Below are 15,884 nucleotides of genomic sequence, written 5' to 3'. Positions count from 1 at the left end.
ATCATCAGGCGCAAAACAAGAGAGAAACTTTGCAAAAAGGGGGAAGTTGTATGATTCGTGTTCTTGTCGTGGAGGATCAGAAAATCATGCAGAAGTATTTTGAATATATGCTTTCGCAGGAACCGGAATTTAAACATGTTCAGACAGTCGCCGATGCGGAGGAGGCGGTCGGAATCTGCAGTTATTCTGCCATCGATATTGTTTTAATGGATGTTCAGACTTTTCATAATCATGATGGCTTAAAAGCAGGAAAGGCCATCAAAGAAGCCTGCCCGCATACGAAGATTCTGATCGTGACATCACTGATTGATCCGAAGGTGCTTGAAAGAGCCAAAAGCGGATGCGCAGATAGTCTCTGGTACAAAGATCATGGCGAGGAAGAAATCAAAGATGTGATCCGGCGGACAGCGAGCGGAGAGCATGTTTTTCCGGATGTATCGCCAGGTGCGGAGTTGAACTGGATCACAAGCGGTGAGATCAGCCCGAGACAATTGGAAATGCTGAGACTCTATATCTGTGGTTTTTCCTATTCGGAGATTGCAAGGGAAATGAACTGTTCAACTGCAGGTGTCAGATGGAATTTTCAGGAAATGATAACGAAAGCGGGTTATAGTTGTAAGGAGGATCTGATTGCGGCTGCTCTGGAAAGCAAACTGATTGTGACAACCCTGAAATGACCTGATATGGAACAAAATCAGACAATTTTACTGTTACTATCAGAAGTGATAGTGAATAAGCCTATTTTCCTTTGTATAATGTGAATATAAAAATATCATACACAGAGGAGGAAGGGGATATGAGAAAACGTCTGAGTTATTTGTTAGTGGTGGCAGTTTTTGTGAGCATGTTATCTTTAAGCGGATGCGGCGGCGGAGGCGGCACAACAAAGTCTGAAGCAAATCCGTATGAAGGCAAATGGGTTGCAGTCGTGGCAGAAGCGATGGGGGTTCAGCTGCCCATCGAAGAATGTTTTGAAGGAGATTTATCTTTCGAATTGAACAGCGGTGGTAAAGTTGTCTTTCATGCTGACGAGGAAACAGGAAATGGCAAGTGGGCCGTGGCGGATAACAAGCTGACCATCACCATCCAGGGTGAAGAGATGGTTGCGGATGTCGGTGAGAACACATTTACTTTTGATGACCTGATGGACATGGGCCTGAAAGTCATCTTCGGTAAAGAAGGGACAGATGCAACAAATCCGGAGAATTATCTGACAGAGGATGAACTGGCACTTATTGGCGACTGGCATTCTGAGACAGTGGAAGAACTGCTGGGAGATGGTCCGCAGACAACAATGGATGGCGTCGACAATATCAACGATGCACTGCGTCTGACCTTTGCAAAAGATTATACGGTAAAGGTGGTTTATAAAGGCCAGGAAATGGGCACATTCAAATGGTCTCTTGTTTATGGCCTTTGTAATGTTGAATCTGAAAATCCAAGTGTTTATGTAGCGACGAATGAAGATGGTTCTCTAAATGTCGATTACAGTGATGATGAGGACTTTCTGACTTTCAAATGTGTCAAAGACGATGCGAAGTAGGAACATTTTTTCAGAACTGCGCAATTGTTGATTGCGCAGTTCTGACAGACAGGAGGAAGCAGAATGGGACTATTTGATAAAAAATACTGTGATATTTGCGGGGAGAAAATCGGATTACTGGGCAACTGTAAACTGGATGATGGCAATCTGTGTAAGGAATGCGCCCAAAAATTATCGCCATGGTTTGAGGAACGCAGGCACAGTACGGTGGAAGAGATCAAGCGTCAGCTGGCGTACCGGGAGCAGAACAAAGAGCTGGTACAGAAGTTTAATGTGACACGTCAGATTTCAACCAAAACGTACAATGTCTTTATTGATGATATACAGGGAAATTTTACGATTGCACACAAGCTGGATGTGAAAGAGAATCCTGATATTGTGCCGTTGTCTGCAGTGCTTCAGTGTAAGATGGATATTGAGCAGGATCGCAAAGAAGAGACCTATACAAAAGATGGCAAAACGGTCAGCTATGATCCGCCGGTTTATAAGTATGAATATCAGTACCGGATGAAGATTCAGGTCCGATCCCCATGGTTCGATGATATGGATTTTCGTTTACACAATTTCTCAATTGAGCAGGATGACAGAGCGGAAATCATGGAGATTGAGAGAGCAGGCTATGAGATTGTGTCAGCCCTGACAGGACAGGCGCCGATGGGAATGCAGGGTATGAACGGAATGCCAGTGAATAATGGCATGAACTATGGGATGCAGGGTATGAACGGAATGCCGGTGAATAGTGGCATGAACTATGGGATGCAGGGTATGAACGGAATGCCGGTGAATAGTGGCATGAACTATGGGATGCAGGGCATGAACGGAATGCCGATGAACAACAGCATGCAGGGTATGAACGGAATGCCGATGAACAACAGTATGCCGGTGAATAATGGCATGCAGGGCAATCAACAGATGCAGCAGCCAGGCGGCACATGGAAATGTCAATGCGGCGCTGAGAATAAAGGCAAATTCTGTGAGTACTGTGGACAGCCGCGCCCGTTCTAAAGAAGGCATTGTTTGACGAGGATAATCATGATATACCCAGCCTGTGATTATAGGGGCAGAGTTGTTAAGAAGCGTTGCTTCCACCAAAAGAAAGTGTTGATAAATAAATACATAAGCCATAAGATGATGAATAATTAATTAAACGAACAAAAATCTCAGAGAATCTTAAGATTTTCTGAGATTTTTTATGTTCGATAGATTTTTAAAATCATATGTGGTAAATTAAAAATAAAGTAATAGAAAAAATGCGCATTGAAGAGAGGAGATCACTATGTGGAACAGACAGGAACTAAAGAGCAATGCCAGAATAATGCTGAAAGCCAATTATTTAAAAATTGTTATTGTGAGTGTTGTATTTGCACTTTTGACCAGTTCTGGTTATCAATCGGCCAAAGGAGCGGCCAAAGGCAGTGATGCAGATATCAGCCTCAGCCATTTAACAGATATTCAGTGGTCATTGGTGATGGCAGCCTTTGTGGGTATTATGGGTGTTGTGATCATTGCATTTTTAGTGAATGCTTTGATAGCGGTTTTTGTATGGAATCCGTTAAGTGTCGGCTGCATAAAGTATTTTATAGATTGTCGGTATGGTAACGCAGAATGGAAAGATATTTTATTTGTTTTTAGAAATAATTATGTTAATGTGTGTGTGAATATTTTTTTAAAGCAGTTATTTACCTTTCTCTGGTGTTTACTGCTGATTGTGCCTGGAATTGTTAAGGCTTACGAATATATGATGGTGCCATATATTCTGGCAGAGAATCCGGATATGAGCAGAGAAGAAGTTTTTGCATTGAGTAAACAAATGATGAAGGGGAATAAATGGGATGCATTTGTGCTTGATCTGTCATTTATTGGTTGGATGATTCTGGGGGCACTTACATTGAACATTGTGAATGTTCTTTATACGAATCCGTATCGCTATCTGACATCTGCGGAATTATATCATACATTAAAATAAGACGGGCATGAAAATTAAGATTGTTAAGAAATTAAAAGCGAAAATGAATCGTTACCTGGGACGGGTGGCAGACGACAGAGAGCCAGACCGCAAACGTTCAGACGATTGCTTTCGGGAAAGAATGGCACATGGTTTCTGGCAGGTCGAGAAAAGGGCAATTCGGAATGGGTAGTTCTTTTATTGGCCTGCAGAAACCATTGTTTTATTGTAGAGCATATGCTATAATATAAATGGTATTTATAGGGGCAGAGCTGTCGAAAGGCAGTGACGCAAAGCCAAAGGGACTAAGGTGTTAGAAACTATGTCAGCCGGTTGCGATAAAGAATTACCGTTGTTTTTTGTTTTGTTTTTTTTCAGTCACCTGTAGAGCGCAGGTGACTTTTTGCTTTTTTAGTAAAATACAGACGATTTTTAGTACTTTTACAAGCAATGAAAATCATAAGCCCTTATGATGTACTGTTGTAGCTGCATAGAATTTGATAGCCACAAATTCGTATAGAAAGGATGTCAGAGGAGAGTGAAGGATACAGACAGTATGACAATGCAGGATGTGTTGGAAATGATGAAATGTATCAGAGAGTTTTTTACTGTAGTCAGATTGGAAAGTGGATATGACACGATGGATAGTGAGGAAACATACTGTGAGATTGAGTACCTGAAGGAAGATATTTTCTTTGTAAAGGCAAAGCGTATAGAAATAGACGGGAAGCCTTACGTGATAAAGATTAAGCAGGAAGTTGATGAAAAAATTCTACAGGCATTGCTGGAGTCCGATCAGATACCGGAACGGCTGGCCTATTACAATGAGAAGATTTATCACGATTCATTGACAGGGGCTTATAATCGGCGTTTTTTTCAAGAGAAGATGATATCTGTAAGTAAGAATACCGGAATTGCGATGATAGACCTGGACAATTTTAAAGCGTATAATGATACCTATGGACATCATGCGGGTGACCTTGTGTTGCAGACAACGGTTATGACAATTAAGAGCGTGATACGCCGGGATGATATTCTGATTCGTTATGGCGGCGATGAATTCCTGTTGCTTATGCCGGGAATGCAGTCTCAGGTTTTTCATCAAAAGCTGCTTCAGATACATCAATTCATTTATCAGTCGGAAGTGCCTGAATATGGGAAAATGCATGTTTCTACGAGTATCGGAGGGGTTATTGCCCAAGGCGAGGAGATTGAGCAGGCTGTTGAGCGTGCGGATAAACTGATGTATGCTGCAAAATCACAAAAATCATGCGTTGTTACGGATGTAGACGAGGAAGTGTTATGAAAAAGGTTCCGGGATGGAAAAAAATCGAAATTGTCTGTGTTATCATTGTAGTGGCTTTCATGTCCTTTTTGATCGGAATATACTATCAGTCAAGAACGGAGAGGGGAAGCATCCGGTCACTCTGCAGTGGGTGGTATCAGATGAAGGACGGGAAAAGGATTGAACTTGAACTGCCTTGTTCTGTGACTGCGGATGCGGAAGGAAAAGTAATTCTTTATAATGATACTCTGACAGAGGATGACAGGGGACTAATTGTATCCACAAGAGGAATACAGGATAATCTGGAAATCAGGACAGGGGAGCGTATTCTTTATCATTATGCGGATAACCAGTTCCAGAAGAACAAACAGATGAAAGGAAAGATGTGGGCAGATGTCCGCCTGCCGGAGGAGACGGGGCAGGAACCGCTATGCTTTATTTATGAGGGAACAGCAGGTAGAAGTCTTGATATACAGGTTCCGATACTTGGCAGTTTTTCTGCAATTGTCGTGAGACATCTTCAGGCCTCTGCTTTTTCGATTTTAATGATCATCAGTATGCTGGGATTGGGAATTGTCGCAGTAAGTATTTTCCTTTATACCAGACATCGGCAGCTTGTCGAAAAACGTTTTGTGAATGTCGCAGTTTTTTGATTATATGCAGCTTATGGTGTATATTGGATTCTGGAATTTACCAGATGTATGGGAAGCACAGTGCAGCAGGAAGTTTAGTGTCTTTCTATGCATTTATGCTGATGTCAGTGCCGATGCTGCATTTTATACAGAATACGGTAAGTAAGGAAAATCAATGGATTCCGGAGATATGGATTTTACTTTTTTATGGGAATGCGATAGGACAGGGCATCGTGAATATTTGGTTTGCGGTTCCTTTTAAAAATATGCTGTTTGTAACGCATTTGATATTATTTACAGGTGTTGCAGCGATGGCCATTCTTCTATGGAGAGAATATCAAAAGCATCAGACGCAGGAGCTGGAGCTTTGTCTGAAGGCATTTGGCGTGTTGGGCATCAGCGGAGTGATTGCCCTTGCTTTATATTGGATGTACGCCATCTACTGGTATGATGCGCTTTTTCAGTTTGGTATTTTACTTTTTATTTCTTTTCTGTTCTGGGGACTGCTTTGTAAAGTATCCAATGATATTCAGTATCGTATGGAACAGGCCGTATATGAAAGGATGTCTATAGAAGACCGGATGACGGGAATGAAGAATCGAAAGGCATTTGAACAGCAGCTGGATCAACTTCAGCAGGATGCAATGCTGTTGGAAAATGTTTTGCTTATATTTATAGATATTGCCAATTTGAAAACGATTAACGATACATATGGGATGCAGATAGGCGATGAAGCAGTTATTCGGACTGCCCGGAGCATTCAGGCGGCAGAAAGTGACGCATGTGAGCCGCATACAGAATGTTTTCGTATTGCCGGTGATGAGTTTGCAATTGTGGTGATTCGTCCGCAGAAGAGACCGGAAGAGTGGGAGCAGATGATAAGGAATGAGATGAAAAAAGAATCCGGAAGCAGGTATCCTGTTCAATTGGAATTTGGCTGCAGTTACCTGAGGAAAGCGGATGGAACACTGCTTTCTATCAGTGACTGGAAAATGCAGGCAGACAGAATGATGTTTTCTTATAAATGAAACACGGCGGAGGACAGATATGATTTACAACATAGATTTTCTGATTTCGGCAATGGTTATTTTGCTGCTGATTTTGTGGCATTTTCTGGGACAGAAAAGAGCAGAGGATCTGAATAACCGGGTATTTCTTTTCTTTGCTGTTCTTGGAACGGCAGATGTTGTTGCTGAATTTTTCACTAATTACTATATTACTTCATACAACAGCGATATGGAAAATGCCGCAGTCATCGTGACAACGATATTTTATCTGCTGCAGGCCTTGCTTCCCGTTACATTTATTTTTTACATTCAGACATTGCATGAGCAGAAAATCATTTCAGCTAAGAAGATGTTTATATCTGGTGTGCCAACCCTTGTTCTGATTAGTGTGATTCTGACAAATCCATTTACGGAAAAGCTTTTTTCTTTTGATGTGACAGCGGGATATGTGAAAGGACCATGGTATCTGTTGATGTATGTCAGTGCGTTGGGGCATTTTGCAGTGGCATTATTGCTTATTCTACTCTGGCGCAAAAAGCTTGGGCCTCAAAAAGAAAAAATACTTTTGGAGATTTTTGTGATATCCGGTGTCGGTGTGGTCTTGCAGATGTTTTGTCAGTCACTTTTGATGACTGGATTTGGAATGAGTCTTGGTATATTGGCATTGTTCATTACGATCAACAATCCAAATGCTAATCTGGACAGTCTGACCGGCTTATATAATCATCTTTATCTGACACGAAAGATGGGCGAACTCATTGCGTCAGGAAAATCTTTTCATATTATTACAGTGTATCTGTATCAGCTGAGGCATATTAACAGGGTAGCAGGGGTACAGGGGGGAGATTCTATTTTGCAGCAGATAGGCGGACAGCTTGGAGCGCTCTGTGGTCAGAAGGTGACCCGTATTACCGGAAAGCGCTTTCTTGTGCTGACTTCTTCTTTGGAAGAATATGAATATTATTTTGCCAAATTGAAGAGGCTGTTTGATGTAAATAAGGTGTTGGATGTGGAAGATAAAAATATCGCTGTTCCGGTAATTATAAGCGGCATTATCAATGCTCAGAAGCTTGAAGAAAGCGGTCTGATCATGGAATATGCGGAATATCTGGAGTCTTTGACACCGCAGAGCGGACTGACAGAAGTGATACAGGATGACCGCCAGACAATGAATGGTTTTATGTATTACAAACGGGTGGAACAGTATCTTCACAAAGCAATTGAGGAAGATCTCTTTGAAGTATACTATCAACCGGTATATTCTACCAGGGAAAGAAGATTTATTACCGTGGAGGCGCTGAGCCGCCTGTATCATCCGGAACTGGGTTGGATTGCACCGGATGTGTTTATTCAGATTGCAGAAAAGAATCATATGATTGAACAGATTACAGATATGCAGTTCAGACGTATCTGCAGATTCCTGAAGGAAAACAGGGAATTGATGTCACGCCTGCTGAACGTAAAGGTGAATCTGTCGTCTCTGGATTTGATGCGGAATGACTGCAGCAGTCATTTTATCCGTATGATGGATGAATATGAGATCAGGCATGAGTGGATACAGTTTGAGATTACTGAAACAGTTGCAACAGAGTACAGCGCCAGTCTGGGAATGGTTGTGGACGGATTGACAGCAGCAGGTATTCGTTTGTGTCTGGACGATTTTGGCTCGGGATATGCCAATCTGAATACGGTGATGCGGCTTCCGTTTTCTACCATCAAGCTTGACCGCTCACTTCTTTTTGATATCTGCAATGATGAGAAGCGCGCGCAGTTTTACCAGAGTGTTGTGGAAACATTCCGCAAAATGAACTATCATATTGTTTCGGAAGGCGTGGAGACAAGAGAAGAGATGGAATTGATCAGCAGATGGGGTGTGGATATGATTCAGGGATATTATTTCTCGAAACCGCTACCTGAAAAAGCACTTATAAGTTTAATGCAGACAGAGACGATGTCTGCTTCTGTAAATGGGGAACAATCAGAAAAGGTTTGACCTGATTAAAAAGCGGATTATGAAACGCATGATGGGTAAATATACAGAAGAAAAGAGGCAGAATCCATGAAGACAAAAGCGAAAATCATGATTGTTGATGATGCAGAGATGAATCGGGAGATTCTGATGGTGATTCTTGGTGATGAATACGAATATGTGCAGGCGGAAAATGGGCGTCAGGCTATTCATATTCTGCAGCAGGATATGAATATAGATTTGATGCTTCTGGATATTAATATGCCGGAAATGAATGGCTTTCAGGTACTGGACCGGATGAATACATTTCACTGGATTAATGATATACCTGTAATCATGATATCCTCAGAGGAGAAGAAAGATGTCATAGAACGGGCTTATATCCTTGGAGCGGAAGATTATATCCGCAGGCCATTTGATGCGTTTATAGTGCGAAGACGTGTACAGAATATACTCAATCTGTATGCCAATCAGAAAAGGTTGATGCAGATGGTTGCCGATCAGATTTATGAAAAAGAAGAGAACAATAATCTGATGATTGGAATTTTGAGTCATGTTGTGGAATTCCGGAACAGTGAGAGCGGAGAACATATTCTTCATATTCGAACAGCTACAGAGCTTCTGCTGCGCAGACTGGTTCAGAAGACGGATGAATATCATCTGTCCGAGTCAGATATTGTTATGATTACAACAGCCTCCGCTTTGCATGATATTGGCAAGATCAGTATTCCTGAAAGTATTTTAAACAAGCCGGGAAAACTGACCCGGGAGGAATTCAGCATTGTAAAGACACATACAACGATTGGTGCGGATATTATCAATCAGATGACGACAAAAATGGAAAAACCGTTGCTGCGCATTGCCGGAGAAATCTGCAGATGGCACCATGAACGGTGGGATGGACACGGCTATCCGGATGGACTCATTGGAGAGCAGATTCCTATCGCAGCGCAGGTGGTTGCATTGGCAGATGTTTATGATGCACTGACCAGCAAGAGATGTTATAAGGATGCTTATGATCATGAAACGGCACTGGATATGATTCTGGCCGGTGAATGTGGTGCCTTTAATCCGCTGCTTTTAAAGTGCCTGCAGGATATTGCACCGAGGCTCAGAATGGACGCACAGTATGACGCAGGAGATTCTCTCTACCGCAGTGAAGCAGACCGTCTGACCACGGAAATTATGAATAAAACGGAGATACCAAGCAGTGAACGTTCTCAGCATATGCTGGAATCCATGCAGGAGCGGATGAATTTTTTTGCCTCATTAAAAGGTGGAATTCAATTTGATTATGATTCTGTTTCCAGACTGGTCAATGTTACTAATTGGGATGAACCGCCGCAGTACCGTTATACGGTCAAAAATGTTGCAGATACCAATTGCTTTACCTGCCTGAGTCAGAAGGATTTTCACCGGTTGAAAGACGCATTGGATGCAACGACACCGGAGAACAGGGAATTTTCAATGAGTATCATGATGCCAAAGGGAAATGAGTATGAGTGGTGTGATCTGAGGGTACATTCGCTCTGGTCGGATCTGTCCCCGGAACATTATATCGGAGCAGTCGGGCAGCTGATCAGGCCACAGGAGGTGTCGGCAGATATCCCAATTCTGGATGGCCTTGCAGAAAGTGATACAGCAGATGGAATGGCAGTAAAGGCTATTGTTGATCAGCTTCGGAAGATTTTTGACATTGTTCGGCTTGTAGATCCGACAGCTAATGCAGTGCTGGAATTGGATCATAATGGAACATTGAGGAAAACCGACCAGCATTGTGCGGCTTTCTGGGAGACAGGGGGGAATTGTACAAACTGTATTTCGACCCGTGCTTTGTCTCAGAAGACAATGCTGAATAAGCTGGAGTTTACCAAGACAGATATGTATTATGTCGTTTCCAAATATCTTTGTATTAACGGAACACCGTGTGTTATGGAAATGCTGTCCAAGATGAATGAAGGACGTTGGATCGATGCAAACGGAACAAGGTTTTTGTTGGATAAAAGTCGTGGAGAGAGTCGAAAACTGTTCCTGGATCCATTGACAGCTACATATTCCAGACGCTATTTTGAGACATATCTCACTCATATGGAGGGCATGGAATGTGTGGAAATTATAGATGTGAATCAGTTCAAACAGGTGAATGATACATATGGCCATCCGGCGGGGGATGTGGTGCTGAGAGATATTGCAGCAGGGGCTGTCGGGATGAAAAATTACATTTCCCGACAGCCCCTCTTTTGCACTCAGTCATTTGGAGAAGGATCTTTGGACTGAGATTCTGCGGCTTTCCGATGATTTTCTTTTTTTTCTGCATACATCCGCTGGTCTGCAAGAATACGGATTTTGCCGGTATCTTCTGTTTCCAGAGGATAGACAGCATAGCCGCAGCTGGCACCGATATGCAGTGTCTTGCCGTCAATTTCATAAGGAAGAAGCAGAGACTGGACGATGCGCATTTTCGTCTGCATGCAGAGTGAATCTCCCATTTCTGCACTGATAATCAGTGCAAATTCATCTCCGCCAATCCGAAAAGCAAAGTCATTGCTGCGGATACATTTTAAAAGTCGTTCTGCCACTGCTTTCAGGAGTTTATCGCCCATATCATGTCCGTAGGTATCGTTGACAGGCTTGAAATGATCCAGATCAAGATAGTACAGAACAAAAGGAAGCTTTTTCTGTTCTTTGCGGTGCAGGACAGAACTGAAATAACGCTCGTTGAATAAGCCGGTCAGGCCATCTGTGTTGGCAAGATTCTCCAGTTCATGTCGTTTGCCGATATCCTGTGCAATCATCATGACTTTTTGCGGGATACCTGCTTCATCCCATTCTACAGCAACGACATTCATAATTTTGTAAACATTTTCTGTTCGTTTGCTGTATTCGATTTTCATGATACCGTTTCCTTTATGCAGCACTTTCTGCAGGTATTCTTTGTTCAGCAGATGGCTTATTTTTATATTTTCTGTATCGGATAATACGATATAGTTTCTTGCAACCGTATCGAGCAGATTCTGATAGGAGCCAGTTTCGGGATACAGGCTGTTGCTACTGTATTCATGGTATTCATATCTGTCCTTCAACAGGTCAACGACTGTATAGCGATCTACAATGCAGGTCATTCCGTAAAATAGCTGATCAGTCTGCTCTTTTTGGGCTTTTAAAGCCTGATGCAGTAATTCCTGATGCTTCAGCTTGTATTCTGCGTTTAAGGACGACAGCCTGAGAAGTAAAAGAAGCAGGCAGGTGGCAAGTACGGTGATTGCAGCAATGGTAACATGCATTATTTTTTCATCCGGGGAATTGACAGCAGCTGTCTGCACAATTCCGAGAATGTTCCAGTCATTGAGACCAACAGGCTGGTAGACCATGTAATATGAAGTCCCCTGACTGTTAAATTTAGCACGGCCTTTGACGACCTTCTGAAGGTCATGTTCAACGGCATCGTATGTGTTCTCTGAAAATACGGCATTGTCCTTCAGAAAGGTAAACAGATTCTCATGTCCTGACAGAAACTCCGATTGAGATTCCAGAGAAAGAATGACGTGTCCCTTTGCATTGACGAGATAACAGCTGCTTTTGTCGCCATATACATTATTAGATATCATGTCCTCTACTGTAGAGACATCGTAACTGACAGCGACGCCTGTATAGGTTATATTATTAAGGCAAAATGGATGGCTCAATGGAATCGCAAAGACGACCTTATGTTTGCCGCTGCTGGCAGTATAGTCAGAAATAGTGGGGCATTCGGAGCTGTACATTTCCTGAAAACAGTTCCGGATACTGTCTGCAGTGCCTTTCCGGTTGTTGGCTGTAAGAAAATCACAGTGTTCGTTAAACATATAGAAATCACTGTATTGCCAGTTGTTTTTCCGGTCTGCAAAATCATGCCATACCGTTTCAGTATTCTCAGCATCTGATATACACTGCAGATATTCATCCCAGTCAGACAGGACATTCCAGTTGCGTTGCGTAAACAGCGTAAAGGTCCGGTTGACCTGTTCATAGGTTGCCAGAAGATGTTCAGAATTCTCCTGGTAAATCTCTGTTTGAATGAAGGTGCGATACTGATAAATCCCAAACAGGAGAACGGCAACAATTAGAATAATAAGAGTAAGGAATTTACATATTTTGCTCATAATGTTCTCCTCCTTTTGATGGTGCGGCTACTGAGACATGTGAAATTATATCTGATCGGTATTCTTTTCAATAAGCAGGATTCTCTTACGGTTATATACCAGATGAAGATACATGGCATCCTGAGCGCGCAGCGGGTCGTGCCCGGCAATTGCATCTGCAATCTCCCGATGTGTTTCAATTGTCTCTTCGTGCAGAGCCCCACTGGTTGTTTCACCAAACAGCGGAATAGAGCTGTTAATGACAGGAATCAGACGGGGAACAACAACATTTTTGCTGCTCAATGCAATAGCTGTGTGGAATTCAATGTCCTTTTGGGTGTGATCATCATGCCTCTTTAATAATGCTTCCGTTTCATCGCAAAGTGCGGTGATTTTTTTTATGTCATTTTCATCGGCATGGGCAGCAGCCATTGCAGCAATGGAAGGTTCAAGCAGAAAACGCACTTCCAGCAGATCATGAATCAGCTTCTGTTTATTGCCGATAAAGGTGAATCCCAGTGGGTCTTGCACCACCCCCGGGGATGAAGCAATATAGGTACCGGAGCCCTGGCGGATCGTAACGATATTTCTGGAAGCCAGGAGTTTCATGGCTTCACGGATGGAACTCCTTCCGGCATTAAGATGTTCGGAAAGGACGGTTTCATTAGGAAGCTTATCTCCCGGCTGTAGTTTTTCTTCTAAAATAAATGTGATAATGTCTTCTGATATTTTCTGTGGAAGACTTTTTTCTTCTGGTGACGAAATCATCCTATGATTTTCTCCATTTCTTTGGTTCTATTCTTCTTATAAAATATAATAATGGTTATTAAAGGGAATGTCAAAATGTTAAAATGTACAAAATAGTAGATAATAATTTAGATAAAATTCCAGTATTGCTTTTTTTCAGAATAAATATATGATAAATACATCAGATGTATTTACACAAAAATAAGAGAAAAAACACAATTTGAAGAAAATAACAGTTAAAATGTCTGATGTATTTGAGGAATATGAAACATCGGATGAATTAAGGAGACAAAAACAGAAAGATGGAAGAGACTTTTCGTACAGAAGCGGCCATTCGAAAGTAATTGATGCTGAACATTTACAGAAAAATATTCATTTATCCATAAAAAATCATAAAGCCATACGTATATCTATTGTCACAACGATGTACGAGTCCTGAGATGAATCAAGAAGGACAATAATTTTTTAGAAAGCAAAAAGACAGCAGATATGCAGGAGGTTTATATTGATGAAGAAATTAACGGGTATTTTGATGGCGGTATGTCTGACAGCAGCATTAATTGCAGGATGCGGCCAGAAAGCAGGAAGAGAGAACACGCAGACCACTGGCAACCAGTCAGCAGCGCAGACAGAGAGTCAGACAGCGGGCAATCAAAGGGAAACAGGTGATTTAAGCGGTGATGAAGTCTCAGCGGCGCAGCATTGTATTTTGCTGGCAGGGAAGAACGGTACATGGCTTCTGGCAGACAGAGACAACGGAACGGTGTTTACGACATCTATTCCAAATGATCTGAAGGATAATGACGGCAAAAAAATCACATCTGAAATTTTAAAAGCCGGAGATTATGTGGATGTTTATGGAGACGGCATTATGCTGGAGAGCTACCCGGGGCAGTATCCGGGAGTCAGCAAGATGGTCGTTACCGGTGAGGGTACGGCAGATGAAGTGAAGCAGTACCAGGATGTCATTGATATGGTTTTTGCTGAACCGGATACAAGTACAGTTCCGACAGTGGGTGTTGTCTACAGCTCATCTCTTGGTCAGACCATGTCATTGATGAGCGGGCCGGGCAACTCTACATGGACAGCGCCTTCAGGCGATTCTGAAACGGACAGTTCAGAAGATAACACAGTGACAGCATGCGGTTCAGCAGTGATGCAGTGGGAGAATCTGGAGAAAATGTCCATGGATGCAGGTAAGACGGACTTTACCATCAGCTGTGATCTGACACCGACAAAGGTGACTGTGCGCCGTTGGAATTCAGATAAATATCCGGCTTCTGCGGATGATGATTTGGATGCATTGGCAGAAGAAGTCAATGTAGAAAAGAGTGTTGACGGAGAGTTTGTTGTCAGAGATGTGGAGCCGGGATATGTGTATGAAGTCACCGTCAGCTGGGAATACGGAGATGCACAGTATGGGTTTATGACTTCAGAGATTCAGTAGTATCTAACAGAGAATCATCAATTGCCAGGCATCGTATTTTTTATCAAAGTCGTACAATGCCAAAAACAGTTAAAAACGGATTTATAAGGATGACTTTTAAGAAAATATCAAAAAAGTTATAAAAAACGGTTGACAATACTCTATAATCGCGATATAATGATTTACGACTTATGGGACAGATAAGTCGTAACAGAATATCGCGGGGTAGAGCAACCCGGTAGCTCGTCGGGCTCATAACCCGAAGGTTGTTGGTTCAAATCCGGCCCCCGCAACTCAAAGACTTGATGAATATCAAGTCTTTTTTTGAATGCAGATGTTTTATTGTAGGAGTACAGAATGGAGAGAGAGATTAAGCTTGTAGCATTGGATTTGGATGGTACCACATTTAATTCAGAGAAGGTCATAACAGAGAGAACAAGGGAAGCGATTGCGGCAGCAATTAAAAAGGGTGTAATTGTCATGCCTGCCACCGGACGGCAAAAGACCGGTTTGCCGGAGAGCTTTACTTCAATTCCAGGGGTGCGTTATGCACTGACTTCCAATGGCGGAGCGGTTGTTGATTTGTGGGAGGACAGTATTATCTATGCGGATTTTATACCTTATAAGACGGCATGCAGAGTCATTGATCATTTAATTCAGATAGATGCGCTGATTGAGTTTTATCATGATGGAAAGTCCTATGCTGACAGAAAAAGTTATAACAGAGCACTTCATGTTTATAAAAACTTCCCGGATTGGTTCAAGGAGTATATTAAGGTTTCCAGAATACCGGTGGATGATTTGCGAGAACGGGTTTATTCGGGAAAGTTTAATATAGAGAAAATGCTGGCCTCTTTTGATGATATGATTTTGAGACAGCAATTGTTTGATGAAATGCATAATGACCCGGAGCTCAGTGTGGTATTCGGCAATAGTTTTAATGTGGAAATCACTGCTGCGACAGCCAATAAAGGTCATAGTCTGCTGAAATTGGCCGGGAAACTTGGAATTATGCCGGAACAGATCATGGTTTGTGGGGACACGATGAATGACAGAACCATGTTTGAGGCAGCAGGCCTGGCAGTGGCTATGGGAAATGCCGATGAAGAGATTAAGGCCATGGCAGATGACGTTACACTGTCGAATGATGAGGATGGTGTTGCTGCGGCCATTGAGAAGTGGGTTCTTTAATTATCGAAATCTCCGCCG

Annotated in this window: 14 protein-coding genes, 1 tRNA gene and 1 riboswitch; of the genes, 13 read left to right on the top strand and 2 right to left on the bottom strand. The window is 42.4% G+C overall.

What is annotated here, in order from left to right; all coding sequences use genetic code 11:
- The first annotated feature begins 50 nt into the window (after positions 1–50).
- The 10 genes from NBH03_RS07845 (at position 51) to NBH03_RS07800 (ending at position 10,658) form a co-directional block, all read left to right on the top strand.
- Positions 51–677: a response regulator transcription factor gene (locus NBH03_RS07845; RefSeq protein ID WP_250798834.1), complete on the top strand. Its 627-nt coding sequence runs from the start codon at positions 51–53 to the stop codon at positions 675–677.
- 119 nt (positions 678–796) lie between these two features.
- Positions 797–1,543 carry a hypothetical protein gene (locus tag NBH03_RS07840; protein ID WP_178438063.1) on the top strand — a complete coding sequence of 249 codons (747 nt, stop codon included), beginning with the start codon at positions 797–799 and terminating at the stop codon, positions 1,541–1,543.
- A gap of 63 nt (positions 1,544–1,606) precedes the next feature.
- Positions 1,607–2,548 (top strand): DUF4428 domain-containing protein, encoded by a 942-nt coding sequence (locus NBH03_RS07835; RefSeq protein WP_250798828.1) that lies wholly within the window; start codon positions 1,607–1,609, stop codon positions 2,546–2,548.
- Positions 2,549–2,819: 271 nt separating this feature from the next.
- The gene (locus NBH03_RS07830; protein WP_215690722.1) at positions 2,820–3,509 is read left to right on the top strand and encodes a DUF975 family protein; all 690 of its coding nucleotides are present in this window, start codon (positions 2,820–2,822) and stop codon (positions 3,507–3,509) included.
- 7 nt (positions 3,510–3,516) lie between these two features.
- Positions 3,517–3,681 carry a hypothetical protein gene (locus tag NBH03_RS07825; RefSeq protein WP_250798823.1) on the top strand — a complete coding sequence of 55 codons (165 nt, stop codon included), beginning with the start codon at positions 3,517–3,519 and terminating at the stop codon, positions 3,679–3,681.
- 62 nt (positions 3,682–3,743) lie between these two features.
- A riboswitch (cyclic di-GMP riboswitch) is annotated at positions 3,744–3,829 on the top strand.
- Between the two features lie 197 nt (positions 3,830–4,026).
- Positions 4,027–4,794: a GGDEF domain-containing protein gene (locus NBH03_RS07820; protein WP_250798821.1), complete on the top strand. Its 768-nt coding sequence runs from the start codon at positions 4,027–4,029 to the stop codon at positions 4,792–4,794.
- Complete coding sequence (locus tag NBH03_RS07815; protein WP_250798819.1) at positions 4,791–5,426, top strand: hypothetical protein; 636 nt, start codon at positions 4,791–4,793, stop codon at positions 5,424–5,426. Before NBH03_RS07820 ends, NBH03_RS07815 begins: the two co-directional genes overlap by 4 nt.
- Before the next feature lie 44 nt (positions 5,427–5,470).
- Complete coding sequence (locus NBH03_RS07810) at positions 5,471–6,433, top strand: GGDEF domain-containing protein (RefSeq protein ID WP_250798817.1); 963 nt, start codon at positions 5,471–5,473, stop codon at positions 6,431–6,433.
- A 19-nt stretch (positions 6,434–6,452) separates the two neighbouring features.
- Positions 6,453–8,405 carry a GGDEF domain-containing phosphodiesterase gene (locus tag NBH03_RS07805; protein WP_250798815.1) on the top strand — a complete coding sequence of 651 codons (1,953 nt, stop codon included), beginning with the start codon at positions 6,453–6,455 and terminating at the stop codon, positions 8,403–8,405.
- A 66-nt stretch (positions 8,406–8,471) separates the two neighbouring features.
- Positions 8,472–10,658, top strand: coding sequence for an HD domain-containing phosphohydrolase (locus NBH03_RS07800; protein WP_250798813.1), 2,187 nt, complete (start codon positions 8,472–8,474; stop codon positions 10,656–10,658).
- Here the strand turns inward: NBH03_RS07800 and NBH03_RS07795 are convergent.
- A complete protein-coding gene (locus NBH03_RS07795) occupies positions 10,628–12,523 on the bottom strand; it encodes a sensor domain-containing diguanylate cyclase (protein ID WP_250798811.1) in 1,896 nt (631 codons plus the stop codon). The two genes, NBH03_RS07800 and NBH03_RS07795, sit on opposite strands and share 31 nt — an antisense overlap.
- A gap of 45 nt (positions 12,524–12,568) precedes the next feature.
- The gene (locus NBH03_RS07790) at positions 12,569–13,270 is read right to left on the bottom strand and encodes a FadR/GntR family transcriptional regulator (RefSeq protein WP_250798809.1); all 702 of its coding nucleotides are present in this window, start codon (positions 13,268–13,270) and stop codon (positions 12,569–12,571) included.
- A gap of 487 nt (positions 13,271–13,757) precedes the next feature.
- Between NBH03_RS07790 and NBH03_RS07785 the strand changes: the two genes are divergently transcribed.
- The 3 genes from NBH03_RS07785 to NBH03_RS07775 all read left to right on the top strand — a co-directional run bounded on the left by NBH03_RS07785 (position 13,758) and on the right by NBH03_RS07775 (position 15,866).
- Positions 13,758–14,696, top strand: a complete 939-nt coding sequence (locus tag NBH03_RS07785) for a hypothetical protein (RefSeq protein WP_250798805.1) — start codon at positions 13,758–13,760, stop codon at positions 14,694–14,696.
- 198 nt (positions 14,697–14,894) lie between these two features.
- Positions 14,895–14,968 (top strand) — tRNA-Met (locus NBH03_RS07780).
- Between the two features lie 64 nt (positions 14,969–15,032).
- Positions 15,033–15,866, top strand: coding sequence for a Cof-type HAD-IIB family hydrolase (locus tag NBH03_RS07775; RefSeq protein ID WP_227082634.1), 834 nt, complete (start codon positions 15,033–15,035; stop codon positions 15,864–15,866).
- Positions 15,867–15,884: the final 18 nt, after the last annotated feature.

Source organism: Coprococcus intestinalis (assembly GCF_023656595.1).
In the GTDB taxonomy this organism is placed as follows: Bacteria; Bacillota; Clostridia; order Lachnospirales; family Lachnospiraceae; genus Coprococcus_A; species Coprococcus_A intestinihominis.
The sequence above is the reverse complement of the archived record's forward strand: the minus strand, read 5'-3'. Positions and strand labels throughout refer to the sequence as shown.

What these genes read in the sequence shown, in the direction of transcription:
- NBH03_RS07840 (WP_178438063.1), top strand. Translation starts at nt 797, where the DNA reads ATGAGAAAACGTCTGAGTTATTTGTTAGTGGTGGCAGTTTTTGTGAGC.
- NBH03_RS07785 (WP_250798805.1), top strand. Translation starts at nt 13,758, where the DNA reads ATGAAGAAATTAACGGGTATTTTGATGGCGGTATGTCTGACAGCAGCA.
- NBH03_RS07805 (WP_250798815.1), top strand. Translation starts at nt 6,453, where the DNA reads ATGATTTACAACATAGATTTTCTGATTTCGGCAATGGTTATTTTGCTG.
- NBH03_RS07815 (WP_250798819.1), top strand. Translation starts at nt 4,791, where the DNA reads ATGAAAAAGGTTCCGGGATGGAAAAAAATCGAAATTGTCTGTGTTATC.
- NBH03_RS07825 (WP_250798823.1), top strand. Translation starts at nt 3,517, where the DNA reads ATGAAAATTAAGATTGTTAAGAAATTAAAAGCGAAAATGAATCGTTAC.
- NBH03_RS07790 (WP_250798809.1), bottom strand. Translation starts at nt 13,270, where the DNA reads ATGATTTCGTCACCAGAAGAAAAAAGTCTTCCACAGAAAATATCAGAA.
- NBH03_RS07835 (WP_250798828.1), top strand. Translation starts at nt 1,607, where the DNA reads ATGGGACTATTTGATAAAAAATACTGTGATATTTGCGGGGAGAAAATC.
- NBH03_RS07800 (WP_250798813.1), top strand. Translation starts at nt 8,472, where the DNA reads ATGAAGACAAAAGCGAAAATCATGATTGTTGATGATGCAGAGATGAAT.
- NBH03_RS07810 (WP_250798817.1), top strand. Translation starts at nt 5,471, where the DNA reads ATGTATGGGAAGCACAGTGCAGCAGGAAGTTTAGTGTCTTTCTATGCA.
- NBH03_RS07775 (WP_227082634.1), top strand. Translation starts at nt 15,033, where the DNA reads ATGGAGAGAGAGATTAAGCTTGTAGCATTGGATTTGGATGGTACCACA.
- NBH03_RS07795 (WP_250798811.1), bottom strand. Translation starts at nt 12,523, where the DNA reads ATGAGCAAAATATGTAAATTCCTTACTCTTATTATTCTAATTGTTGCC.
- NBH03_RS07830 (WP_215690722.1), top strand. Translation starts at nt 2,820, where the DNA reads ATGTGGAACAGACAGGAACTAAAGAGCAATGCCAGAATAATGCTGAAA.
- NBH03_RS07845 (WP_250798834.1), top strand. Translation starts at nt 51, where the DNA reads ATGATTCGTGTTCTTGTCGTGGAGGATCAGAAAATCATGCAGAAGTAT.